Source organism: Saccharopolyspora pogona (assembly GCF_014697215.1).
GTDB lineage: Bacteria > Actinomycetota > Actinomycetes > Mycobacteriales > Pseudonocardiaceae > Saccharopolyspora > Saccharopolyspora hattusasensis.
Window position 1 is genome coordinate 9,368,043 of sequence record NZ_CP031142.1, and the last position, 26,993, is coordinate 9,395,035.

The window sequence follows — 26,993 nt, forward strand, 5'->3', positions numbered from 1 at the left end:
GGGAGGAGTGATTTGGTTCGGGTGCCGGGTGGCTGAAGCTACCCGGCTATCGGTTTTTTGTGTGTTACCGCCCTGGTCGATCGATGTGCTGGCATTCAGTGGGGTGGGCAGGTTGATGTTTGTGTTCGTTGTTGCTGCCTTGGGTTGTGGCGGCGTTGGGGTGGGGTGGTGGTGATGTTTTCGTCGATCATGGTGCCGGAGGGGGTGCGGCGGCTTTTTCAGGTGTTGACGGGTGAGGATATGACGGATGCGGATGAGGGTGGGTTGTTCGCGGTGGCGGATGCGTTGGAGTCGGGTGCGGTGGGGGTGGGAGAGGTAGGGGGTTTTGTGGCGGAGTTGGTGGGGAAGGTGCGGACGGAGTTTTCGGGGAAGGCGGCGGACCGGTTCGCGGGGGGTTTGGAGGTTTTCGATGGGTTGCTGGCCTCGGGTGAGGGGGCGTTGCGGGAGTTGGCGGTGTTCGTGCGGGATCTGGCGCGGCAGGTGCGGTATTTGAAGTTGGTGACGATTTATGGTTTGGAATTGTTGTTGTTGGAGATGGCGTGGGCGGTGGCGATGGCGGGGGCGACCGGTGGTGCGTCGATGGCGTGGCTGGCGGCGCGGATGGCGGTGATGCGGTTTTTGTTGTCGCGGTGGTGGGGTCAGTTGTTCATGCGGTTGGCGATGGCGGCGGCCGGTGGTGTGGCGTTCAACGTGCTGCCGGATCTGCAGGCCCAGTTGCAGATGCTGGGTGAGAAGTCGGGTGAGAAGTGGGACGGGAAGCTCAGCGAGCAGGCGGCGGGAATGGGGGCGTTTTCGGCGTTGGTGTCGCTGCCGTTGTCGGCGGTAGGCGGTCTGGTCAGTAACGCGTTGACGAAGGTGCTGGTGCGGGGGCTGGGCGATGAGGTGGATAAGGCGATTCTGGAGGCGGCGGTGAGGCGGGCGGTGGCCGAGCATGCGGAGTTGTATCCGGTGTCGGCGATGGCGCGCTTCGCGGATGTGGTGGCGAAGCATCTGGATGTTTATGCGGGGATGTCGGTGCGGGGCATGTGGTTGGCACGGTTCGGGCATGGCGTGGGGGAGGCGTTGGAGAACGCGTTGTCGGAGTTGTTCGGGGAGGTGGGGTATCTGGCGGCCACGGGTCAGGAGGTGACGTGGAACCCGTTCTCGGTGACGGCGGGTGTGTTCGAGTCGGTGTTCAGTGGTGTGGGGAATCTGGCGGGGTTGGTGTTGCGGGGCAAGCTGGTGCCGGAAGGCCCGAGCCCGTACCTCGACGACACCAGCCACGGTCGGGACAGTGATAGTGGTGATGCGGTGGGTGGGGAGAAGACCCCGCTGCTGGAGAACGCTTCCGGGTCGCAGACAGGTGAGGTTCCTGGCTCCCCGGGCAGTGTGTTCACCGCCTCCGACGCCTCCGACGGATCGGATGGATCGGATGCCTCCTCGGATGTGGATTCTGTTTTCTCGGCCGGGTCGGTGGATTCGGATGCGGTGTCGGTGCTATCCGGTGGGGTTCCGGTGGTGTCGGGTTCGGTTCCGGCTCCCGATGGCGTGGTCGGCAAGGACGGCAAGGACGGCAAGGACGGTGTGTTCGACCCATCCGGCACCCCGGATGTGGACACTGTTTTCCCGGTGTCGGGCACCGGGAAGGTGGACTCGGACGCGATGTCGGCGCCCTCCGGCAAAGACCCCGTGGTGTCCGCTGTTGAAGACGGCACGGACGGCGCGTACGGCAAGGACGGCGCGGGCAGGCCGGGCGGGGACGCGACCGGTGGTGTTCCGGTGGTGCCGGGTTCCGGGCGGGACCGGCCGGGTACGCCGCCGCCGGCATATTCGTATGAGACACCGGGTTCTGGTCCGGACAGGCCGGTGACGCCGCCTCCGCCGTACAGTCCGGTTGCCGGTGGCGATCAGCGCGTTCCCGGCGATCAGCGCGTGCCCGGTGATCGGGCTGTGCCTGGGGTGTCTGGTGTGGACGGTCGCGGTGTGGATGGTCCTGGTGTGGCTGGGGACCGGCCGGTGGATGTGCTGGACTCGCAGGCGCCGGATTCGGTGGGGGAGAGGTCCCCGGCGGGTATCCCGCATGGTTCTGGTGTGGATTCGGTTGCGGGGCGTGGGGATTCGCATCGTCTGGATGCTGCGGTGTCGTCGGATTCGGCGGTGTTGCCGGCGGATACGGGGTCGCAGGCGGTGCCGTCTCTGCAGCAGGACCCGGTGGCGGTACTGCCTGCGGGCCTGCCGGCGGACGCGGTGCGGGTGCCGGTGCCGGCGAGTGTGGTTGCCGGTGGCGGGTTGGTGGGGTTCGTGCGGGATGGTGTTGCGGGCTCTGCGGGCGGTCCTGTGGTGCTGGTCGCCCACGGTGGTGCGGGTGCGGGTGTGGTGGTGTCGTTGGGTCAGGGTTCGGCTCTGGCGCGGGGCCTGGGGCGGAATGTTGTCGCGGTGGCGCCGGGGCCGGAGGGGCGCGGGTCGCGGTGGACGGTGTTCGCGGCGGATGGTTCTCGTCCCAGGCCGGTGGGCGGGCCCGGTGCTGCGGTGCCGGCCGGGGGACGCGAGGAGTTGTCCGGTCTGGCGGAGGCCTCGGCAGCGGTTCCGGTCGCCGGTGAGAAGACGGTGGCCCCGGACGAGACACCGGCCGCCCAGACGACCTCGGTGGTCGGGGAGGTACAGCCCGCGGCAACGGCCACGTCCGGGGCGGACATGACGCGGGATACCGGTGGGATACCGGTGGAGAAGTGGTCGCCGTCGGATTTGGGCCGCGAGATCGCCCGGGCGAAGCACGAGGGCTGGTCGGATGATGACAAGACGGCGGCGGCGCGGATTGTGCAGGGCACGCATGACGTCCGGCGGTTGGCTCGTGGGGATGCTGCCGTGTCGCTGCGGGATGTGGTGGCGCTGGTCGCGGCCAAGTACCACGAGCTCGGCCGTGATCACGAGGACCAGGTGGTGGAGTTTTCCCGGGCGTTGGCGGACGGGCTGGGTCCGCGGGGCAGCGGGCTGAGTGTCCGGGCCGGAGCGGGACCGGAGGATCAGGCAGCGCGACGATCAGGGAAGTCTTCTGCGGCAGCCGAGCTGAGTGCGTTGGTGCGTAACGCGGAGGCTGGGCAGTCCGGTGACGTGGCGATCGGCGGTGCGTCGGGATCTTCGTCGGATGCTGTGCAGCCCTTTGCGGGGGGAGCACACGCGGCCCGGGTGATCAAGACGGGCAGGCCAGGACCAAGCCAGACCGACACGCCTAAGGAAAAGAAGACAACGTGGAATGCAAAAGACCGGAAGAGGCGGATCGATACTAAGGCGGAGCGGCGTGCGCGGATGGCGCAGTTGCAGGAGTCGCTGAAGAACGCTAGGGCTGCCCAGGCTTCGTTGGAGACGTCGCCGGGGTGGGATGGGGCCGTGCAGGCGGGGTCGGATGCGGGGATGCGGAGGCAGTGGGAGGCGCTGCAGCGGGATATAGAGACGGCGCAGGAGGAGTTCGACGAGATTGAGGCGCAGGAAAATTGGTTGCGCCAACAGGACGCGGCACGCCAGAAAGCGTATCGGAAGAGGAAGGCTGCGAAGCAGCACGTTGCGGAATTGTCTGCTGGGGAAGGGCCCTCGTCTGGTGGTGGGCCCGCTGCTGTGAGTTTGCCGGGAGCTGCGCCGGCTGTGGTTGTTGAGTTCGCGAGGTTGGTCGGGCTTATGGAGGGGCATTTGGCGGCGTTGCCGGCGTATTTCCGTCCGGATGTGCGTGCCCAGGTCGCTGCTGGGAGGAATGCGGTGCAGCAGGAAGGCTGGACCCAGGAGCAGTTGGACCAGATCGAGTCGAGCCAGGGGAGGATGCTGGCAGACGAGCAGTACTTGCGGGAGGCTGCGGACTGGAACGAGCGATACAAGCGGGCAAGGGCGCAGTTGGATGATGAATGGGCCAATATCGCAGGTCATGAGGCTCGGGATCGGTTGTTGGCTGATGCGGACGGGATTTTGGGGCCGCTGAAGGTGTCGGAACGGTTCCGGTTTGTGCTGGCGCACTGGTTGGGCGAGCATCTGGATAACTGGCACGGTGCCCAGAAACTGCGAGTGGACATGGCCGCTTACCTGGACGGGGACCCTGGCATTGGCATGGCGGTGAGTGGTTTGCGTCGCGGCCCGTTCGAGAATGTGAGAGCGGAAGAGGCGCGTTGGCAAAGGGTTCGTGCTGGGAATCAGGCGGAGGCTGGGGCCGTTGCTGCCCCGATGGCGCGTGGGGGCGTTGTTGATCCGGGACTGATCGTTATTTATCAGGTTAGTTCGGTACAGCGGACGTTCGCGGATGCCGGTCGGGAGTTGCGGCAGTTGGCCGACGTACAAGGTCAAGGTGCCCGCGTGGCCCGTTTGTACGCTGCCGCGGAGAAGGTTTTGGGGCCCCTTAAGGAGTCACGGCCCTTCCAGGATGTGATGGCACGTCAGTTGATGACGAACCCGCGGGATGATCAGCAGGTGCAGGAGTTGCGGCGGAAACTGGTCCGTTACCTGGCTGGTGACCAGAGTGGCGGTGCTTACTCGAGTGCTGCCGACAACTCGCTTTCCGCCAGGGTGGTCCCGGGGCCTGGAAACAATAAATCTGAAGCAATGCAGAAGTATTGCCGGCGCGTGGAGGTTGGCAAGGCGCTGAGTGGCTTGCCGGACGAGAATGCTGTCGACCGGGTGCTGCGAAACGAGACGCGTAAGGAGGCGCTTGAGGCGCTGCGCCGGGGTCGTTACAACAGGGCAGAGTTGGGAGCTCTGTTCAATAGGAGTACGGATTGGGTTACTCATGTGATTGCTGTTATGAGGGAGCAGCTGAGATCCGATTTGGAAGCTGCGGCGGATTCTCTGCGGCAGATTTTGGAGGATGTGGAGGCGGGCGCTGACCTGCGGAACGAATATGAATCCCAGATTGCGTTGCGGTTGTTGCCTACTTCGACGGTCGAAATGCACAGTCGGGTGGTGGAGGCTGATGCTGCTGTTCGGGGGTTGCGGGAGCGGTGCCGAAATGACGCGGGACGAAAATTTTGGGAGCTTCTCGCAGCAGCGAACCGCGGGTTAGCGCAGTTGGAGGCTGAACTCGGTCGAGATCGTGTGGTCAGCGCGTTGGATGAGGTAGACCGGTACTCCGGGCGAATGCAGAATTCATTGCGGAATGCGGTCGCGCATCGGCTGCTGGCGAATGGGGATGATAGCGAGGATGCTCGGGCGTTTCTGGAGCGGCTGCATCGTCTGAACCGCCTGGCGATGGGCGTGAGTGCGGGGCAATCAGGGGAGTCTTCTGCGGCAGCCGAGCTGAGTGCGTTGATCATTGACGCGAACGCTGGGCTGCAGAGGATGCGCGATGAGAAACGGGAGGTTTTGGTAGGCGGGGTGAATGTAGGCGTAGACGGTCTGATCAATAAAGTGAAGTCGAACATGGGAGCTCTTGAAGGCCGTGACGATCTCCGGAACGTGATGGCGCACCGCATGCTGAGTAATCCGGGGGATGACAAAGAGGGCACCCCAGATTTTAATCGAAAACTACGTGAGTTGGCGTTGTGGGACTGGGACGAGCGGTTTGAGCGGGCCGAGGTGCAGTTGAATGAGTGGCGCGAGATCGTGGGTCGTGATGCTGTGGCCCGGTTGTTGGCTGCCGCGGACGGGATTTTGGGGCCGCTGAGGGTGTCCTGGCGGTTCCGGGATGTGCTGGCGCACTGGTTGGGCGAGCATCAGGATGACGGGCACGGTGCTCAGGCGGTGCGAGTGGAACTGGCTGGCTATCTGGCCCATGACGTTGGTGACCTTGAAATCGGCGTGGCGGTGAGTGGTTTGACTCGCGACGTGATCGAGGAGGTGAGAGCGGAAGAGGAGCGTTGGCAGGCGGATCGTGCTGGGAATCAGGCGGAGGCTGCTGCCGTTGCTGCCGCGATGGTGCGCGGGGTCGATGGTGATCCAGCGCTGCGCGTTATTTCTCGGATAAGCGCGATAAAGCGGGAATTCGCGGAGGCCGATCAAGCGTTGCGGCAGTTGGCCCGCGAACGAGATCAAGATTTCGTGGACAGTTTGTACGCTGCCGCGGTCGACGTCTTGGGGCCTCTCGGGGAGTCCCAGCCGTTCCGGGATGTGATGGCACGCGAGTTGATGAAACCGTGGGCTGATCAGCAGGTGCAGGAGTTGCGGTGGAAACTGATCTGTTACCTGGCTGGTGACCTGAGTGGCCGTGCGGATTCGGGTACTGGCGGCGACTTGGTTCGCGCCGCGGTGACCTCAGGGCCTGAAGCCGATCGATCTGAAGCACAGGAGATTTATCGGCAGCGCGTGGCGGTTGGCAGGGAGCTTAGTGGTTTGCGGAACAATACTGCTGTCAACCAGGTGCTGTGGAACGAGGCGTTTGAGGAGGCGCTTCGCGGAGATTACACCGCCGCCGCCGATTTGGGGGCTCGGTTCAAGAGATCTGACAATTGGGGTCACAGTGTTTTTAGGGTTGTCAAGACGCAGCTGACCTCCAATTTGCATGCTGCGGTGAGCTCTCTGCGGCAGATTTTGGCGGCGGCGGAGGTGGACGCTGACGTACAGAACACATATGAAGACCTGATCGAGAAGTGGTTGAATCTAAATAGGGTGCATATCAGAACGATCGGTCGTCGGGTAAAGGAAGCTGCCGCTGCTGTTGAGGAGTTGCGGGGGCAGTACCGAAATTACGCGATACAGAAATTGTGGGGGATTTACGAGACAGCACGCGGCGGGTTAGCGCGGCTGCAAGATCGGCACGGTCAAGATGGTGTGGTCCGCAAGTTCTACCAGCATTTCGGGGAAATGCAGGGTGATCATCAATTGCGGGATGCGGTTGCGCATCGGCTGCTGACGAATGAAGGTCAGATAGAGGATCGGATAGCGGATGCGCAGGCGTTTCTGCAGCGACTGCAGCGTCTGAGGCTCGCGGCATCGGCCGTGAGTGCGGGCGCGGGGCCGGAGCCGGGTAGGGGCCTGGTGTCGGAGTCCACTACTGAGGATGTGGCGAGTGATGCCGAGACCGATGACACCGCGAGCGTCTTCGATGCGACGGAACAGGCAGAGCTGCTGAAGCGGCTTGAGAGCTTGAGGGGAGACGCGGAGCCGTCGGGGAACACATTGCCCGCCGTGGGGTCTGTTGTGGACGGTGGTGCTTTCAGGGTTGCGGTGAGTGAGTTGGCGGGGGCTGACTCGGGTAGGCGGGCCGAGGCGTTTGCGCGCGCGGTCCGCATTTTGGGCGCGATGCTTGGGGAGAATCAGACGGCGCGGGTGCTGATGGCGCATCAGTACCTGACGTTCCCGAATGATGAAACTGCTGCGGAGCGACTGCGTGCACAGCTGCGGCGCCAGATGATCGGGCTGACGCATATCAGTGCGGGCGCGGGTCCGGAGCCGGGTGCGGCTCCGCGGCCGGAGGATCAGGCAGCGGGATGGGCAGGGCAGTCTGCGGCGGATTGGAGTTCGGGCCAAAGCGGCGGGCCTTCACAGTCAGATGCTGCGGTACCGGTGGATGAAGCCGCGGGTGGTGCCAAGCACCAGACGGAGCGAGAGGAGCGGGCTGAGCTGATTGAGGAAGGGCGGGTGAGGCTGGAGGAGTTGGAGGCTCGGAAGGCGGCGTTGGAGGCGTCGTTGCAGGGGCGGGCGTTCGATCCGGTTCGGGATGCGATTTTGGAGGCGCTGCGGGAGCGTATCGCGACCGTGAAGGCGGCGGAGGAGCGGTCCATGCGGGCCGCGGAGCAGTTGGTTGAGTGGGGCGGGATTGCGGGTCAAGATGCTGTGGCCGGGTTGTTGGATGATGCGGACGGGATTTTGGGGCCGCTGAGGGTGTCGGAGCGGTTCCGGATTGTGCTGGCGCACTGGTTGGGTGAGCATCCGGGTGACTCGGACGGTGCTCAGGCGTTGCGTGTGGAACTGGCCGGTTACCTGGCCGGTGACCCTGACATCGGCGTGGCGGTGAGTGGTTTGACTCGCGACGAGATCGAGGAGGTGAGAGCGGAAGAGGAGCGTTGGCAGGCGGATCGTGCTGGCAACCAGGCGGAGGCTGCTGCCGTTGCTGCCGCGATGGTGCGCGGGGTCGATAATGATCCAGCGCTGCGCGTTATTTCTCGGATAAGCGCGATAAAGCGGGAATTCGCGGAGGCCGATCAAGCGTTGCGGCAGTTGGCCCGCGAACGAGATCAAGGTTTCGTGGACGGTTTGTACGCTGCCGCGGTCGACGTCTTGGGGCCTCTCGGGGAGTCCCGGCCGTTCCGGGATGTGATGGCACGCGAGTTGATGAAACCGCGGGCTGATCAGCAGGTGAAGGAGTTGCGGTGGAAACTGATCTGTTACCTGGCTGGTGACCTGAGTGGCCGTGCGGATTCGGGTACTGCCGACAACTTGCGTCCCGCCACGGCGACCCCGGCGCCTAGAAACAATCGATCTGAAGCACAGCAGATTTATCGGCGGCACGTGGCGGTTGGCAAGGCGCTTAGTGGTTTGCGGAACGATGATGCTGTCAACCAGGTGCTGTGGAACGAGGCGTTTGAGGAGGCGCTTCGCGGGGATTACAACGCCGCCGGTTTGGGAAATCGGTTCAACAGAGCCGTGAATTGGGGTGCCAAAGTTCTTGATGATGTCAAGAAGCCGCTGATCTCCGATTTGCAAGATTCGGTGGAGTCTCTGCGGCAGATTTTGGCGGAGGCGGAGGCGGAGGCAGACACTGACCTGCTGAACGAATATGAAGCCAAGATCGAGAAGTGGTTGGATCTAAATGGGGTGCGTGCCAGAACGATCCGTCGTCGGGTAGAGGAAGCTGCCGCTGCTGTTCAGGAGTTGCGGGAGCAGCGCCGAAATGAGCCGATGCGGTTGGTCTGGGAGGAGCGGTCCAAGCGGGCCGCGGAGCAGTTGGTTGAGTGGGGCGGGATTGCGGGTCAAGATGCTGTGGCCCGGTTGTTGGCTGATGCGGACGGGATTTTGGGGCCGCTGAAGGTGTCGGAGCGGTTCCGGGATGTGCTGGCGCACTGGTTGGGTGAGCATCCGGGTGACTCGGACGGTGCTCAGGCGTTGCGTGTGGAACTGGCCGGTTACCTGGCCGGTGACCCTGATATCGGCGTGGCGGTGAGTGGTTTGACTCGCGACGAGATCGAGGCGGTGAGAGCGGAAGAGCAGCGTTGGCGGGCGGATCGTGCTGGCAACCCGGCGGAGGCTGCGGCCCCGATGGTGCGCGGGGTCGATAATGATCCAGCGCTGCGCGTTATTTCGCGGATAAGCGCGATAAAGCGGGAATTCGCGGAGGCCGATCAAGCGTTGCGGCAGTTGGCCCGCGAACGAGATCAAGGTTTCGTGGACGGTTTGTACGCTGCCGCGGTCGACGTCTTGGGGCCTCTCGGGGAGTCCCGGCCGTTCCGGGATGTGATGGCACGCGAGTTGATGAAACCGCGGGCTGATCAGCAGGTGAAGGAGTTGCGGTGGAAACTGATCTGTTACCTGGCTGGTGACCTGAGTGGCCGTGCGGATTCGGGTACTGCCGACAACTTGCGTCCCGCCACGGCGACCCCGGCGCCTAGAAACAATCGATCTGAAGCACAGCAGATTTATCGGCGGCACGCGGCGGTTGGCAAGGCGCTTAGTGGTTTGCGGAACGATGATGCTCTCAACCAGGTGCTGTGGAACGAGGCGTTTGAGGAGGCGCTTCGCGGGGATTACAACGCCGCCGGTTTGGGAAATCGGTTCAACAGAGCCGTGAATTGGGGTGCCAAAGTTCTTGATGATGTCAAGAAGCCGCTGATCTCCGATTTGCAAGATTCGGTGGAGTCTCTGCGGCAGATTTTGGCGGAGGCGGAGGCAAACACTGACCTGCGGAACGAATATGAAGCCAAGATCAAGAAGTGGTTGGATCTAAAAGGGGTGCATGCCAGAACGATCCGTCGTCGGGTAAAGGAAGCTGCCGCTGCTGTTCAGGAGTTGCGGGAGCAGCGCCGAAATAACGCGATATTGAAAATGCAGCAGATTTACGAGACAGCGATCAGCGGGTTATGGCAGTGGCACGCTGTGCATGGTCCAGGTCCGGTGGCCCGCGCGTTCGCTGACGTAGACCGGCACTTCGGGCGAATGCAGGATGATCAATTGCAGAATGCGGTCGCGCATCGGCTGCTGACGAATGGGGATGATAGCGAGGATGCTCGGGCGTTTCTGGACCAACTGCATCGTCTGAGCCACCTGGCGATGGCGGTGAGTGCGGGCGCGGGGCCGGAGCCGTCGGAGACCGTTGAGGACACGCGGTCGGAGTCCGCTGAGGATGTGTCGGATGCGGAGACCGATGACACCGAGGGCGGCTTGAACAAGGCGAAACGGGACGAGTTGCTGAAGCGGCTTGAGAGCTTGAGGGGAGACGCGGAGCCGTCGGAGTCGCACCGCTCCGGTGAATCGCGGGAGCTTGATGACGAGTTGGTGGTGGGGCGGATTGTGCAGGGCACGCATGACGTCCGGCGGTTGGCTCGTGGGGATGCTGCCGTGTCGCTGCAGGATGTGGTGGCGCTGGTCGCGGCCGAGCACCACGAGCTCGGCCGTGATCACGAGGACCAGGTGGTGGAGTTTTCCCGGGCGTTGGCGGACGGGCTGGGTACGCGGGGCACGGGGCTGAGTGTCCGGGCCGGAGCGGGACCGGAGGATCAGGCAGCGGGACGATCAGGGGAGTCTTCTGCGGCAGCCGAGCTGCGTGGGTTGATCACTGACGCGAACGCTGGGCTGCAGAGGATGCGCGAAGCGGAAAGGGAAGTTTTGGTAGGCGGGGTGAATGTAGGCGTAGACGGTCTGATCGATAAAGTGAAGTCGAACATGGGAGCTCTTGAAGGCCGTGACGATCTCGGGAAAGTGATGGCGCACCACCTGCTGAGTCATCCGGCGGATGACAAAAAGGGCATTCCAAAATTTAATCGAAAACTACGTGAGTTGGCGTTGCGGGACTGGGACGAGCGGTTTGAGCGGGCCGAGGTGCAGTTGAATGAGTGGCGCGAGACCGTGGGTCAAGATGCTGTGGCCCCGTTGTTGGATGATGCGGACGGGATTTTGGGGCCGCTGAGGGTGTCCTGGCGGTTCCGGGATGTGCTGGCGCACTGGTTGGGCGAGCATCCGGATGATGACGGGCACGGTGCTCAGGCGGTGCGTGTGGAACTGGCCGGCTATCTGGCCCATGACGTTGGTGATCCTGATATCGGCGTGGCGGTGAGTGGTTTGACTCGCGACGTGATCGAGGAGGTGAGAGCGGAAGAGGAGCGTTGGCAGGCGGATCATGCTGGGAATCAGGCGGAGGCTGCTGCCGCGATGGTGCGGGGGGTCGATGGTGATCCAGCGCCGAGCGTTACTTTTCGGATAAGCTTGATAAGGCGGGAATTCGCGGAGGCCGGTCGGGAGTTGCGGCAGTTGGCCTTCGACCCAGGTCAAGGTTTCGTGGACGGTTTGTACGTTGCCGCGGACGACGTCTTGGGGCCTCTCCGGGAGTCCCAGCCGTTCCGGGATGTGATGACACGCGAGTTGATGAAACCGCAGGATGATCAGCAGGTGCAGGAGTTGCGGTGGAAACTGATCTGTTACCTGGCTGGTGACCTGAGCGGCCGTGCGAACCCGAGTACTGCCGACAACTTGCGTCCCGCCACGGCGACCCCGGCGCCTGGAAACAATCGATCTGAAGCACAGCAGATTTATCGGCAGCGCATGGAGGTTGGCAAGGCGCTTAGTGGTTTGATGAACGATGATGCTGTCAACCAGGTGCTGCGAAACGAGGCGTTTGAGGAGGCGCTTCGCGGGGATTACACCGCCGCCGTTTTGGGGGCTCGGTTCAACAGATCCGAGGATTGGGGTCGCAATGTTTTTAGGGTTGTCAAGAAGCAGCTGACCTCCAATTTGGATGCTGCGGCGAGGTCTCTGCGGCAGATTTTGGCGGAGGCGGAGGTGGACGCTGACGTGCAGAACACATATGAAGACCTGATCGAGACGTGGTCGAATCTAAATGGGGTGCATGTCAGAACGATCCGTATTCGGGTAGAGGAAGCTGCCGCTGCTGTTGAGGAGTTGCGGGGGCAGTACCGAAATTACGCGATGCAGGAATTGTGGGCGATTGGCGACATAGTACTCGGCGGGTTAGCGCGGCTGCAAGATCGGTACGGTCAAGATGGTGTGGTCCGCGAGTTCTACCAGCATTTCGGGGAAATACAGGGTGATCATCAATTGCGGGATGCGGTCGCGCATCGGCTGCTGACGAATGAAGGTCAGATAGAGGAGCGGATAGCGGATGCGCAGGCGTTTCTGCAGCGACTGCTTCGTCTGAGGCTCGCGGCATCGGCCGTGATTCCGGGCGCGGGGCCGGAGACGGCATCGGTGGCTGGCGCAGGCGGGTGGGGATCTGGCGAGCCGGTCACTGGCGCATCCGGGCGGAGCCACCAGAACCCGGATGAGGAGGTCCGCGCGTCGCGGCGGGCGGACGATCGGGCGGAGACCGCCAATGGGGAAACCGCCGAGCGGGGCGGGGAAACCGAGCCAGCGGCCGGCCCCCGGGAGGCCGCCTACTACGACGCCCTGTGGCGCGGTGGGAAGGAACCCGGGGTCGAGGACCGCGCCTGGCAGCACACCCAGGTGCGGCAGGCGTCGTGGTTCGACCCGCTGCCGAGCCCGCTGAAGCCCGGCGCGTGGGAAGAACACTTGCGGAATACGATTCCGGATGGCTCAGTGGCCTTCGAGACCAGGGATGTCCGGATGTCCAGCCGTCCCGACAAATTGGTGACCGTAAAGGGCTTAGTCAGCTACGACTGGCGGCGCTTTGAGGTGGCGCCGGGTCGTGGGGTGCAGGAGTTCACGTTCAAGGCGCACCTGGAGTCCGACGTGTTCCTGGCGCCGTTCCGGGAGAGCGCCGAGCGTGAACTGCGGCTTGCCGAGGAAGCAGAGCACGCCGCCGACAATGCCGAGGTCGCCGTCCGACGACTCGTACAGCGACTGGATTCGTCGCCGGACAACGCCGCCGTGCTTGGCCGTGCGCAGGCCGACGCCGATGCCGCTCGGCAGCGGGCCGACGCACAGCGGGACAAGGCGCACGAGGCCGGTGTGGAGCTGGATCAGCGGCAGGACGTGATCGACGACCTAAAGCGGCGCGCCGCCGGTTCGGTGGATGAGCTGTTCAACCGGGGTTACCGGATGCCGCATTCCGGCGATCAGTTCCACTTCCGGCTGGAGTTTGTCGGCGACCCGGCGGAGGCACATCGGTCGATCTTTCTCGACACCGACCCGAAGGCAGGTACCAACCAGCTCATTTGGAACCCGTACGAGTTCGGCTCGACGTTCGCCCACGAGCTCGGGCACTACCTCGGTCTACCCGATGAGTACGCCGAGCGGCGGGAGTACCAGCTCGGGCGGCGGCAGACCGCGGACGGTGTGTCACTGCCGGAGTACACGGTCCGGACGTACCTGGACACGGACGAGTATCTGAATCCGCTGCGGGAGGAGGTGGGTGCCGACGAGCGGTCGGCCGCCGAAGCGGAGACGGACGCGGCACGCGAACCGCACGATGCTGCGTTGCGGGATGAGGCGCGGCGGTTGCGGGTGGAGGCGGACGAGTCGAAGCAGCGGCTCGCTGATGCCCAGCGGGAGGTCGATGAGCTGAAGGCCCGCGCGATCAGCGGGGTCACGGAGTTGTTCGATCCCGAGCGGATGCACCCGGATTCGCGGTACTTCGTCAATCTGGAGTTCAGCGACAACTGGGCAGAGTCGAACTTGCGCGTCGACCTCAAGGAGAAGTCAACCGGCGAGCCGAGAGCCTGGGGCCTTCGGGCCAGCGGGTATGGCCTCGCCGCCACGGTCGGTTTCCACCTGGGGCTCTCGCCCGACTTCTTCGAGCGGTTGCGCAGGGACAAGGTCGGCGACCTCCAGGAGCGCCCGAAGGCCGATAACCGGCTGTTGTTCAACCGGGCCGATGCGCCAATGCCCACCGACACCGCTACCGGCCGGCCGCACAGCTCGCAGAACTCCTACATACCCGATGACGGGTTGATGACTGGCAAGCAGCGGGCGTTCCTGCCACGGAACCTGTGGCGGATCGAGGAAGTGGCGATTTCGCAGGGACTGCGTCCGGATGTGCTGGTGCCGGGCCCGCAGCGCCGGGCGCGGGCGTTGGATCACCTGCTGTCGCGGGACCCCGTCGACGAGAGCGCCGTGCTGCGTGAGCTGGCCGAGCTGCGCGGGGATCCGGCCGCCGTCCAGGAGGTGCGGGCCGCGTTCCTGGCGAATACCGGGGGCACACTGGACGTGGTCCTGCGCATCGTGCTCGGCGAGGACGGTCACCAACGCGCTGTGCAGTACCTGGAGTCGCGCGACTCCGCCGACCCGGCAGCCTCGGCCGCCGACGCGGAGAACTACCGGGCATCCGGGTACTCGGGCGACCGAGCGGACGCGCGCGCAGCCGATCGCCCGGAGACCATTGGCGGGGAAACCGCCGAGCGGGGCGGGGAGATCGAGCGGGAATCGGCTCGTCGGAGTAGTCCCGAACCGGAGACCACTCCGGCCGATCCGCAGACGGCGTCTACGGCCACGACGGGAACTGCTCACACGGCTCGGGGGCAGTCTGCGTCGTACCGTTCCAGTGGATTGCGGGAGTCTGGTGGTCGGAGTGCGCGGTCTGATGAGGAGTTCTTGGCTGGCGACTCGTCGGATTCGGACGTGTCGGAGTCTTGGCTTACGGAGGATCAGGCAGCGGGACGATCAGGTGCGGGCGCGGGGCCGGCCCCGGTTAGGGACATGCTGTCGCAGTCCGCTGACGATCCGGGGTCGGAGACCGTTGGGGACACGCGGTCGGAGTCCACTACGCATGTGTCGGGTGATGCGGCGACCGGTGGCACCGGGAGTTTCTTCGACTCGGCGGAGGGGGAGTCGGATTCGGATGGAGTGGATTCGGCGGGTTTTGGTGCGGTGGCTGAGCCGAGCGATGGTCCGGAGGATGTCGAGGAAAGTCGCGCGGATGGTGCGACGGGTTCGACTGATGTGGACCGTGCGGAAGAGGCGCGCGGCGTGGTGGAGTATTACGCGGGTGTCGCGGGTGGTCGGGCTGCGTTGGCAGATGCGATCGGGTTGCATCATCAGGAGCGGGGTTTCGGTTGGTTCGGTTCGCGGTGGGTGCGTGGTTATGGGCAGCGTTTGGTCAATATTGCCCGGCTGATGTTGGATCTGCGCGACAGTGCCGCGTTTGGAGGTGCGCCTTCTGTCTTGGACTTGCGTAATGTTCGTCGTTTGTTCGACGCGGTTCGAGGCCACGATCGGGGTGTTGGCGAGAGCGTGACGATCGATCATGTGCGGCAGATGGTGCGGGACTTCAACCCGGTTGACGAACGTCCGGTGTCCGATGCAGACGTGCAGAAGCTGGTGACGCTCACCCAATCCGCGAAGGATCGTTGGGGTGAGGTCAACTTTGAAACCTTGCGGTATGTTTGGCACGCTCAGACGGCCCGTGTGGAAATTCCCGGCAGTGTGGCGCTGCGTGCTCTGGAGTCCATTGCCGGCCGGTTGACGGCCAATCGTGTGCGGCTGGAGGCGAACCGGGTGGGCTTGCTGGCTCGTGTCGATGTTTTCCTGGATAACGTCCGGGAGGAGATAAGGACGCCTTGGCGGCCGACCGACCGTTCTCGTCTGACCTCGTTGGATGATCTCCAGGTCACCGGTGAATGGCTGGTCCAGGAGGCGAGCGCCGGTGTGGGCGATCCTGCCGTAGCCGTGCTGGTGGAGTTGGCGCAGGAGCACGGTGGCGGACGCGCTGTGGCCGAAGCGGTTGGCGTGGATTCACGGTATGGGGCACGGGATCGGCAGAACCTGCGCGACACTGTGAATCGGGTGTGGGCGCGGTTGGCCAACGTTGCGCGGTTGGCGATAGACAGGGATGGTGACCGGCCGACTCTGGATCAGTTGCGGCAGGCCGCTGACATTGATCGGCTCAGGCCGTACTTGCAGATGTTGCGGGTGCGGGGTGCGGATGACCGGCTCGGTCCGATGCCTGCCGATCTGGACGAAGCGGGGTTGGCCGGGTATCTGCGGTCGGTGGTTCAGTTGTGGGCGGAGCGTCTCGGTCCGGAGGATCGTTTCGGGGGTGCTGCTGTGCGTGCGGTGACTGATGACGATGTGCGTCATCTGGCCGATCTGATGATGTCGGAGGCGCGTGAGGGAGCGGTGTCGTGGGAGGGCCTGGAGCGGGCCTGGAATTCTGAGCTTGACGCGGTGGCTGATCGTGGCGAGAGCGAGTTGTCGGCGTTGCGGGATGCTGTGGCGCGGATGACGGAGGATTTCGCGCCGTTGCCGAGTTGGTACCGGCAGGATCTCCGGGAACTGGCCGGCCAGATGGCGTGGGTTGCTGGTGTGCAGGTCGCGTGGCGGCCGGCGGATGCGCTGGTGGTGGATCGGCTGGAGCAACTCCACACCCGCGCTGTGGCGCTGGCCGAGGAGGTTATGGAGGCGCGTGAGGCGTTGATGCTGTCCGACGAGCTGGTCCTGCGGTTCGGCCGCGACGCGCCCGGCGTGGATGGGCATGGTGAGTTGCGTGCCGCTGATCGGCGTCGGATCGTTCGTCTTAGCGCGTTGGCGGCGGTGCTTGCCGATGTCCGCATTGCCGAGGATCTGGAGGTGGCGGATGTGCGGTACGCCCGGGAGGTGGCCCGTGCGTTGACGGAAGCCATTCCGGGCCTGGGTGAGACGGGGGTGGCCCCGGGCAGCCTGCGGGGTGTTGTTCGTGACTTCCTCGGCCTGCCCGCTGGCGCTCCGGTGTCTCATGAGGACGTCCGAAGCGTCGCGGCGCATTTCGTTGCCGTTCGGTCGGGACCCGAGATGTTGCGGGAAGTTGGTTCGCGCTGGGTGTCGGACCGGATCAATTCGGTGCTGTCCGGGCTGTGGAGTGCCTATGACCGGATTGCCGCGCTTTTGGTGGAGTTGCCGGGCGAGGACCGGCCGGGATTGCGGGTGGTGATAGCGGAGGCCGCGCCTTACCGGGGACCGGCGAACGTGCGCTGGGCTTTGGAGGACGGGCGCCATGTGCTGCATTTGGAAGCGCTGCAGTCGGGTCTGGAATCCCTCGCGCGCGATGTGTCGCTGGGGGATCCGGACGCAAATGGTCCATTGAGGACGATGGTTCGGGGCGTCGGGTTGCCGGAGTTGCTCGGCGAGGCGCCCAGGGTTTCGGTGGTCCGCACCGATGACAGCGGTGCCGGCGGGGCCTCTGAGCAGGGTGCGGCATTCGATCTGCATGGTCTTGTCGGTGTTTTCCAGAGCGTGCTGCGGCAGGAGCCCCGTGCGGTTCCGGTTCCGGCTGGCTTGTTCGTGCGGTCCGGGCTTTCCGACGATGGTCTTCTTCTTGGCGCTGCGCTGCGGATATCGTCTCGACGTGACCGGTTTGTGGTGGTGGTGCGTGGTGATGGTCTTGGTGGGGTGATGGTAGATGGGCAGTCGGCGGATGCGCGCACGCTGGCCGATGTGATCCGCCGGTCGCCCAACTGGGATCCGGACGCTGGGGCGTCGGTGGTGTTGTTCGGTTGTGTGTTGTCGGCGGCGTTCGTGAACGAGGTGAAGGAGTTACTGAATTCACGGGTGCGGCATGGTGTGGATGGGTTGACGTGGATTGGGCCAGGCACTGGTGATTTCGTCGCGATGGTGACCACGCTGGTGACGGCGGATGGTGTGTTGCGGCCGCTGGTGCCGCCCAACGGCAGGTGGCTGGAGCGCATTCCTGGGGTCGATGAGCCGGTGGAGCATGGGCCGTATGCGATTCCGCTCGATGAGGAAACACCGAGTGGGTTGGGATTGCCGCACCCGGTGCACCTGCGCGCCCCGGTGGGCGAACGGGCTGCCGTGCCGGAGGAGGAGGTGGATCCGTTTGAGGACATGCTGCAGCGATTCCGGGAGGAGGCGGATCGACTCCGCGCGGCGCCGCTGCATCCTCGTAGTGGTGAACAGCTGGTGGCGGGGCTTGCTCCGCTGTTCGCACGGGGTAGCGGCGATGGTTGGGAACGGCTGGCGCAGGCGGTCGGGCTGGATGTTAGGGCGGACGGTTTCCGGGAGGCCTTGACGTATCTGGCGGAATCGTGGTCGGGACTCTGGTCCGATGACGGCTGGTCGTCCGCGGTGGATGAGTCGCGGATGCGACAGCTCAAGATGTTGATCGATGCCGGTTTCGATGACGGCAAGGTGGGTGCTGCTTTTTACGACCGGTCGGTTGGCGATCTGCGGGGGCTGGTGGCTGATCTGGCGGAGCCGGTGTTCAACCGTGTGACGGGTCAGCACGAGCCTCGACGGCCGGCGGATGTGTCGGAAGAGGAGATTTGGCGCTGGCTCAACCGGTTGGACGAGGTGTCCGACCTTGGTGGTTACCACGAGCTCGTCGGTGAAATCGGCACGGGTTTGGTGGGCGGCAGGCGGCTGTTCCGGGTCGCGGATCTGGCGTACGAGTTGTACGAGGACGTGCCGGACATTGATACGTTCCACGACCTGGCGTGGTTGGCAAGCCAGCTTGATCCCGTGTCGTCGAATATTTCACGGGTGTACCTTGCCGACATGGTAGCGGGTTTCGAAGCCCGAGCCGGTGAGTATGCGTCCCCTTCAGACGTTTCAGACGTGCGTGACTTGGTGGGGTTGGCGGGGAGGGCGCGAGAGGTCTTTGGCCGGCTGGGTTCCGTTCAAGCCGATGCCGATGCCGATGCCGATGGGGGTCAGCGGGTTAGTCCGGAGCGGGCTTTGGAGGCCATGTGGAACGCCGATAAGCCTTGGCGGCGAATGAGGGACAGGCTGGCCGAGATCGAGGTGACCGCGCGTGACGAAAACGACGAACAGACGGCGGAGTGGGCTCGGGGAGTGCTGGCTGAGCTCAAGCGCGAACGGTCTGTGGTGGTCAGGGAGCCAGCGGAGTTGCAGGCGCGTCTGAACGCCGTTGTCCTGCCGTCGTTCGTGACGGGGATTGCTGAGCGGTTTGAGGTTGGCTGGAGCGGGCTTGCGGAGAGGGTAGGGCTTGGGGATGGTACTGGTCTGCCGGCTGATTACCGGCAGTCCCTGAAGAATTTGGCGGGGTTGCACTGGGCGATCGATCTGGATCTCGGATTTGACCGGGCTTTGCGGCGGATGCGACAGCTCAAGATGTTGATCGATGCCGGTTTCGATGACGGCAGGGTGGGTGCTGCTTTTTACGACCGGTCGGTTGGCGATCTGCGGGGGGTGGTGGCTGATCTGGCGGAGCCGGTGTTCAACCGTGTGACGGGTCAGCACGAGCCTCGACGGCCGGCGGATGTGTCGGAAGAGGAGATTTGGCGCTGGCTCGACTGGTTGGACGAGGTGTCCGACCTTGGTGGTTACCACGAGCTCGTCGGTGAAATCGGCACGGGTTTGGTGGGCGGCAGGCGGCTGTTCCGGGTCGCGGATCTGGCGTACGAGTTGTACGAGGACGTGCCGGACATTGATACGTTCCACGACCTGGCGTGGTTGGCAAGCCAGCTTGATCCCGTGTCGTCGAATATTTCACGGGTGTACCTTGCCGACATGGTGGCGGGTTTCGAAGCCCGAGCCGGTGAGTATGCGTCCCCTTCAGACGTTTCAGACGTGCGTGACTTGGTGGGGTTGGCGGGGAGGGCGCGAGAGGTCTTTGGCCGGCTGGGTTCCGTTCAAGCCGATGCCGATGCCGATGCCGATGCCGATGGGGGTCAGCGGGTTAGTCCGGAGCGGGCTTTGGAGGCGATGTGGAACGCCGATAAGCCTTGGCGGCGAATGAGGGACAGGCTGGCCGAGATCGAGGTGACCGCGCGTGACGAAAACGACGAACAGACGGCGAAGTGGGCTCGGGGAGTGCTGGCTGAGCTCAAGCGCGAACGGTCTGTGGTGGTCAGGGAGCCGGCGGAGTTGCAGGCGCGTCTGAACGCCGTTGTCCTGCCGTCGTTCGTGACGGGGATTGCTGAGCGGTTTGAGGGTGGCTGGAGCGGGCTTGCGGAGGGGGTAGGGCTTGGGGATGGTACTGGTCTGCCGGCTGATTACCGGCAGTCCCTGGAGAATTTGGCGGGGTTGCACTGGGCGATCGATCTGGATCTCGGATTTGACCGGGCTTTGCGGCGGATGCGACAGCTCAAGATGTTGATCGATGCCGGTTTCGATGACGGCAGGGTGGGTGCTGCTTTTTACGACCGGTCGGTTGGCGATCTGTGGGGGCTGGTGGCCGATTTGTCCAACCCGATCCCGGCGTTCAACCGTCAGACCGGACAGCATGAGCTTCGGGCGCCCAGGTATGTGGGGATCGTGGATCTTCGTCGCCGGCTCGAGCTGATGGACGTGGTGCACGATCTTGGCGGTGTCGGCGCGATTGTGCGTGAGATTGGCGAGGATTTGGTGGGCGGCAGGCGGCTGCTTCGGGTCATACGGTTGGCAAACCTTATGCCTGACGAACAACCGGGGATGGAAATGCTGCGCGGACTGGCGTGGTTGGCCAACCAGCATGATCCCGTGTCGTCGAATATTTCATGGGCGTCCCTTACCGAAATGGTGGCGGGTTTCGAAGCCCGAGCCGATGGGTATGCCATATCTCCTTCGGACGCGCGTCGCCTGGTGGAGTTCGCGGGGAGGGTGCGAGAGCGAGAGGTCCTTGGTCGGGTCGACGGCGATCCGAAGAAGGCTTTGGAGGAGATGTGGAAGACCGATAAGCCTTGGCGGCGAATGAAGGACAGCCTGGCCACGCTCGCGGCGCCCGGGCGTGACAAAAAGGAAGCGGAGTGGGCTTGGGGGTTGCTGGGTGAGCTCGAGAACGCTCGGTCTGCGGTGGTCAGGCAGCCGGAGGAGTCGCAGGCGCGCCTGAACGCCGTTGTCCTGACTCCGTTTGTGACGAGGATTGCGGAGCGGTTTGGGGGTGGCTGGAGAGAGGTTGCGGCGGAAGTAGGGCTTGGGGACGGAACTAATCTGCCGGCTGATTTCGAGCAGTCCCTGGTGAATTTAGCGGGGTTGTTCCCGGAGATAGATCCGCATCTTTACCAATTTCGCGACGCTGTGCCGTGGATGCGGCGGCTCCGGATGTTGATCGACGCGGGCTTCGCTGACGGCAGGTCGGGTGCTGCCTCTTATGCCCGGACGGGTGATGATATCCGAAGCCTGGTGGCCGATCTGTCGGAGCCGATGTTCAACCCTCACCGCGGACAGCGGGAGCGTCGGTCGCCCAAGCCTGTGGGGGTCTTTGATATTCATGTCTGGCTGAAGCGGATGGACGTGGTGCACGATCTTGGTGGTGTCGGCGCGGTTGTCGGTGAGGTCGGCGAGGATTTGGTGGGCGGTAGGCGGCTGTTCCCGGTCATACAAAGGGCAAACCAGTTGTACGGCGAGCGGCTGGGGATCGGGACGCTGCGCGACGTGGCGCGAGAGCTGCGGGTTGCGGAGGCGCGGGAGTCGCTGCAGCAGCACAGGGCTCGGCAGGCGGAGTTGGCGACGTCGCTGGAGCAGGCCGAATCTCGGCAGGCGGAATTGGCGGCGTTGCCGGCGCGGAATGCCGGTGAGGGTCTGGAGTTGGATTCGTTGCGGGGGCGTATTGGGGCTGTGCGGGCGGAGATCGGGGAGTTGGCGGGGCGTATCGAGGCCGAGCGGGGGGTGTTGGAGGGGTTGGTGAGCGACGCGCGGCAGGAGAGGGGGCAGGACGACGCAGTCCCGCGTGGGCGGAAGAGAACGGCTTCGAAGCTGACGGGGGGCGCGGAATCGTCTGGTGCGGGGGCGTCTTCATCTGCTGGCGCGGGTTTGCGGGGGCCTGGGTTGGCTGGGGTTTCGGGCGCTGGTGTGGAGGGGCTGGACGTGGCGGGTGGGCCGGTGCCGGGGGTGGAGGTGATTCGGGCGGGGATTGTGTCCTCGGATGTGGGTGAGGATGTGCGTGCCGCTGTGCGGGAGTTGCCGTTGCGGGATGGCCGGTTTGTGGTGGCGGTGCGTGGTGATGGTGAGGGTGGCGTGGTGGTGGATGGGCGGTCGGTGGATGCGCGCACGTTGGCTGGGGTGATTCGGCGGTCGCCGAACTGGGATCCGGATGCTGTGGTGTGGCTGTATGCGTGTGGGGTCTCCGAGGCGTTTGCGCGGGCGTTGGATGAGGAGTTGGGGTCTGAGGTTCGCTGGACGCGGGACATGGTGTGGTTCGGTCCGGGTACCGGTGGGTTCGCTTCGATGGTTGCCGGCGCGTATGTGGGTGATGGTGGTCGGTTGCTTCCGGTTTTGCCGCCCAACGGCAGGTGGGAGTCGACTCGGCCGGACGGCGATGGGCAACCGGAGGTGGGCCCCTATGACCTTCGCTTGCCGGAAGACCAGAGCGGGCTGCGTCCGGACTGGGTGCACCTGCGCGCCCCGGTGGGTGAACGGTCGTATGGGCAGAGGTTTGACGATCTGATCGAGGAATCTGAGGAGAACGTGGATCCGCTTGAGGATCTGATGTTCGAATTCTGGGAGGAGGCGGATCGACTCCGCGCGGAGCCGCTGCAGCTGCCTTTTCCTGGTGGTGAGGAGTTGGTGGCGGGGCTTGCTCGGCCGTTCGCGCGGGAGGGTGGGGATGGTTGGGAGGGGCTGGCGGGGGAGGTCGGGCTGGTTGTTGGGGCGGATGATTTCCGGGAGGCTTTGAGGTCTCTGGCGGAGTTGGCGTGGGATGTCGGTTTCGATGGGGGCGAGTCGGCCGCGGTGGATGTGCCGCGGATGCAACGGCTCCGGGCGTTGATCGACGCCGGCTTCGAAGACGGCAGGCAGGGTGCTGCTTTCTATGACCGGTCGGTTGGCGATCTGCGGGGGCTGGTGGCTGATCTGGCGGAGCCGGTGTTCAACCGTGTGACGGGTCAGCACGAGAATCCGCAGCCGGAGGATGTGTCCGACGCCGAGGTTCGTCACTGGATCGAGCGGATGAGCGTGGTGATCCATCTTGGTGAGGTCGGCGCGGATTTGGTGGGCGGCAGGCGCGGGTTGCCGGTCATACGGCTGGCGAGGCAGTTGTATGGCGCGACACCAGACAAGACAACGTTCGACGACCTGGCGTGGTTGGCCGGTCAGCTTGATCCCGTGTCGTCGAATATTTCGTGGGTCACCCTTACCGACATGATGGCGGGTTTCGACGGCCGAGCCGGTAGGAATGCGTCTCCTTCAGACGTTTCAGACGTTTCAGATGGTTCAGATGGTTCAGACGGTTCAGACGGTTCAGACGGTTCAGACGGTTCAGACGGTTCAGACGGTTTAGACGGTTTAGACGTGCGTGACCTGGTGGGGCTGGCGGGGAGGGCGCGAGAGGTCTTTGGTCGGCTGGGTTCCGTTCAAGCCGATGCCGATGCCGATGCTGATGGGGGTCAGCGGGTCAGTCCGGTGCAGGCGTTGGAGGCGATGTGGAACGCCGATCAGCCTTGGCGGCGAATGAGGGACAGGCTGGCCGAGCTCGAGGTGACCGCGCGTGGCAAACACGACGAACAGACGGCGGAGTGGGCCCGGGGAGTGCTGGCTGGGTTCGGGGACGCTCGGTCTGTGGTGGTCAGGGAGCCGGCGGAGTTGCAGGCGCATCTGAACGCTGTTGTCCTGCCGTCGTTCGTGACGGGCATTGCTGAGCGATTTGAGGGCGGCTGGAGCGGTGTTGCGGCGGAGATCGGGCTTGGGGACGGGACCGAGCTGTCGGCTGATTACCGGCAGTCCCTGGAGAACTTGGCGGGCTTGTACTGGGAGATAGCTCCGGATCTTTTCGGATTTGACCCGGCTTTGCTGTGGATGCGGCGGGTTCGGGTGTTGATCGATGCTGGTTTCGGGGACGGCGGGGAGGGTGCTGTCTTCTATAAGCGGACGATGGGTGAGCTGCAGAGCCTGGCGGCCGATGCGTACGGGCCGGAGTTGAACCCTCAGACCGGACAGCAGGAGCTTCGGCCGCCCGGGGATGTGTACGTCGACGAGATTCGTTACTGGCTCGAGCTGATGGACGTAGTGCACGACCTTGGCGGTTACCACGAGCTCGTCGACGCGATCGGCGCGGATTTGGTGGGTGGTAGGCGGCTGTTCCCGGTCATACGGCTGGCAAAGGATTTGTACATCGAGACGCCGGATGTGGAAACGTTCCATAGCCTGGCGTGGTTGGCCAACCAGCTTGATGCCGATTCGTCGACCATTTTGTTGCTGTCATCCCTTACCAACATGGTTGCGGGCTTCGAAGGCCGATCTACTTGGGACGTCGGCTCTTTGGAAGTGCGTGACCTGGTGTCGTTGGTGGGGAGGGCGCGAAAGGACCGTGGTCAGGTCGACGGCGATCCGAAGAAGGCGTTGAAGACGATGTGGAACGCCGACAAGCGTTGGCGGCGAATGGGGGACAGGCTGGCCGAGCTCGAGAGGACCGCGCGTTACGACCAGACGGCGGAGTGGGCCCGGGGGTTGCTGGCTGGGCTCGAGGACGCTCGGTCTGTGGTGGTCAGGGAGCCGGCGGAGTCGCAGGCGCGCCTGAACGCCTTGGTCCTGACTCCATTCATAACAACGATTGCTGAGGGCTTTGAGGGCGGCTGGAGCGAGCTTGCGGCGGAGGTAGGGGTCGGGGACGGAGCTGGTTTGCCGGATGATGCCCGGCAGTCCTTGGCGAATCTGGCGGGGTTGTACTGGGAGATAGGCCCGGCTCTGCCCAGATTTGACGAGGCTCCGCTGTGGATGCGTCGGATCCGGGTGTTGATCGACGCCGGCTTCGATGACAGCCGCGGCAGTGCCGCCTTCTACGCCCTGGGGTTTGACGATCTGCGGAGCCTGGTGGCCGATGTGTCCGGGCCGGTGTTCAACCCTCAGACCGTACAGGACGAGCCCCGGTCGCCCGGGACTGTGGAGATCGACGAGATTCGTCACTGGCTCGAGCGAATGGACGTGGCGCAAAACCTTGGTGGCTACCACGCGCTCGTTGATCGGATCGGCGAGGATTTGGTGGGCCACAGGCGGCTGTTCCCAGTCATACGGCTGGCAAAGCCTTTGTATCGCGGGATGGCGGACATGGACACGCTGCATGCCCTGGCGTGGTTGGTTAACCAGCTTGATCCCGAGTCGTCGAACATTTCGTTTGGGTACCTAGCCCACATGGTGGCGGGCTTCGAAGGCCGATCCGGTGGGCAGGCCACCCGTTTGGACTTGCTTGACCTGGTGGATTTGGCGGGGATGGCGCGGAAGGTACTTGCGGACGACGGCGATCCGGCGCAGGCGTTGGCGGCGATGTGGACGAACGGCCCGGAGCAGGCTTTGGAGGCGATGTGGAACGCCGACAGGTATTGGTGGCGAATGAACGACAGGCTGACCGCGCTCGAGGACACCGCGGACGAACAGACGGCGGAGTGGGCCGCACGCGTGCTGTCTTCGTTCGAAGACATCCGGTCTTGGGTGGTCAGGGAGCCGGCGGAGTCGCCAGCGCGACTGAACGACGTGGTCCTGCCTTCGTTGGTGACGAGGATTGCTGTGCGGTTCAACCCGGATGGCAGCGATGGTTGGGAGGGGCTGGCGCGGGAGATCGGGCTTGGAGACGGGACTGGTCTGCCGGCTGATTACCCGCAGTCCCTGACGGATTTGGCGGGGTTGTACTGGGAGGTAGATCCGGATCTGTCCGGATTTGACGAGGCTTCGCTGTGGATGCGGCGGATTCGGACGTTGATCGATGCCGGTTTCGGGGACGGCCGCGGACGTGCTGACTTTTATGCCCGGCCGGTTGACCATCTTCGGATCCTGGTCGCCGAGCTGCCGGGGCCGGTGTCCAACTCTTCGGCCGGACCGCAGGAACCCCGGTCGCCCGGGACTGTGGAGATCGACGAGATTCGTCGCTGGCTCGAGCTGATGGACGTGGTGCACGGCCTTGGCCAGCGGCCCAGGATGGAGACGCTGCACGACCTGGCGCGGTTGGCGCACGAACTCGATCCCGAGTCGTCGCACGTCGACTTGAATAGTCTTTCCGACTCCGTCAGGAATTCCCTTGAACGCGACTACGGTATCCGCTTCGAGGAAGCGGACATGCGTCACTTGGTGTCGTTGGCGGGCGCGACTAGCCGGCTTGACGGGCGGCTGGACTCTGTCTCGCCGGGGGGTGTGCATCGCACGCCGGTGAGGTTCGAGATCCTGGGGTCGACGGAAAGCGTCGAGTACACGGCGTGGACGCGGTCGCCGTCCTACGCGGCTGCGGAGGGTGGTAAGACGCTGGTGGTGCTGGGGCATGGCGATGTGGTTGTGTCTCTTGATGTAATCGCCAAGATGCAGGGGCGTAGTAGTGCGGATGTGTTGGCGCGGGTCCATCTTCCTGGTCGGGGGCCGAGGTGGGTGGTGTGCCGTGTGGATGCCAGTGGGCGGCGTCGGCCGCGGTTGGTGAACGAACCGATGGCGGAGTTGGCTGGTGTGCCGTGGGTGGAGCCGTTGCTGTTTTTTGCCTCTGGTGACAGTGAGCAGGCTGCGCACGTGGCGGGGTTGGTGCGGGGGTTGGCGCGGGGGTTGCGGGGTGTGCAGGTGGTGGCTGTGCATGTCACGGAGGATGGGCGTGCGGAGTTGCGGGATGGCCGGAGGGTCACGCCTGAGGACTTCGCCGAGGAGATGTGGAAGAACGAGCATTTTGTGCCTGGTTTCCCGTTGGCGTTCGTGGGTTGTGGTGCGTTCCGGCAGCCGGAGGGTGGGGCTTCGTTCGCCGACCGGGTTGCGGAGGCGTTGGGTACGACGGCGGACTGGGGGACTGATGGTGATGTGTGGCTGACCGAGGATGGTTCGTTTCACGCTACGAAAACGGTGGTGATGCCCGACGGTCGTATGCTGCCGACGTTCGTTGGTGGTAAGGGGACCGGTCACTGGTACCGCCGTGATTCGGGTGAGGGCTTGGTCGAGCACGGTCCGGAGTTGCGGGCGGCGTTCAACGGCTGGGCCGAGCCGCGTTATGCAGAGGGGGCACACCCCGCCCCGTTGATCAGGTGGGCAGCCACGCCAGGACCAAGCCGAACGGAGACGCCTGAGGAAGATCCGGAGCGGGGGGGCAACGAACGCAGAACCGGAGGAGGTGGATCGGATCTTGCCGACTCACCAACACAGTGATTATT

At 64.3% G+C, this 26,993-nt stretch carries 1 protein-coding gene; it reads left to right on the forward strand.

What is annotated here, in order from left to right:
* Positions 1-174: 174 nt before the first annotated feature.
* Positions 175-26,988, forward strand: a complete 26,814-nt coding sequence (locus DL519_RS43950; RefSeq protein WP_190823639.1) for a WXG100-like domain-containing protein — start codon at positions 175-177, stop codon at positions 26,986-26,988.
* Positions 26,989-26,993 lie beyond the last annotated feature (5 nt).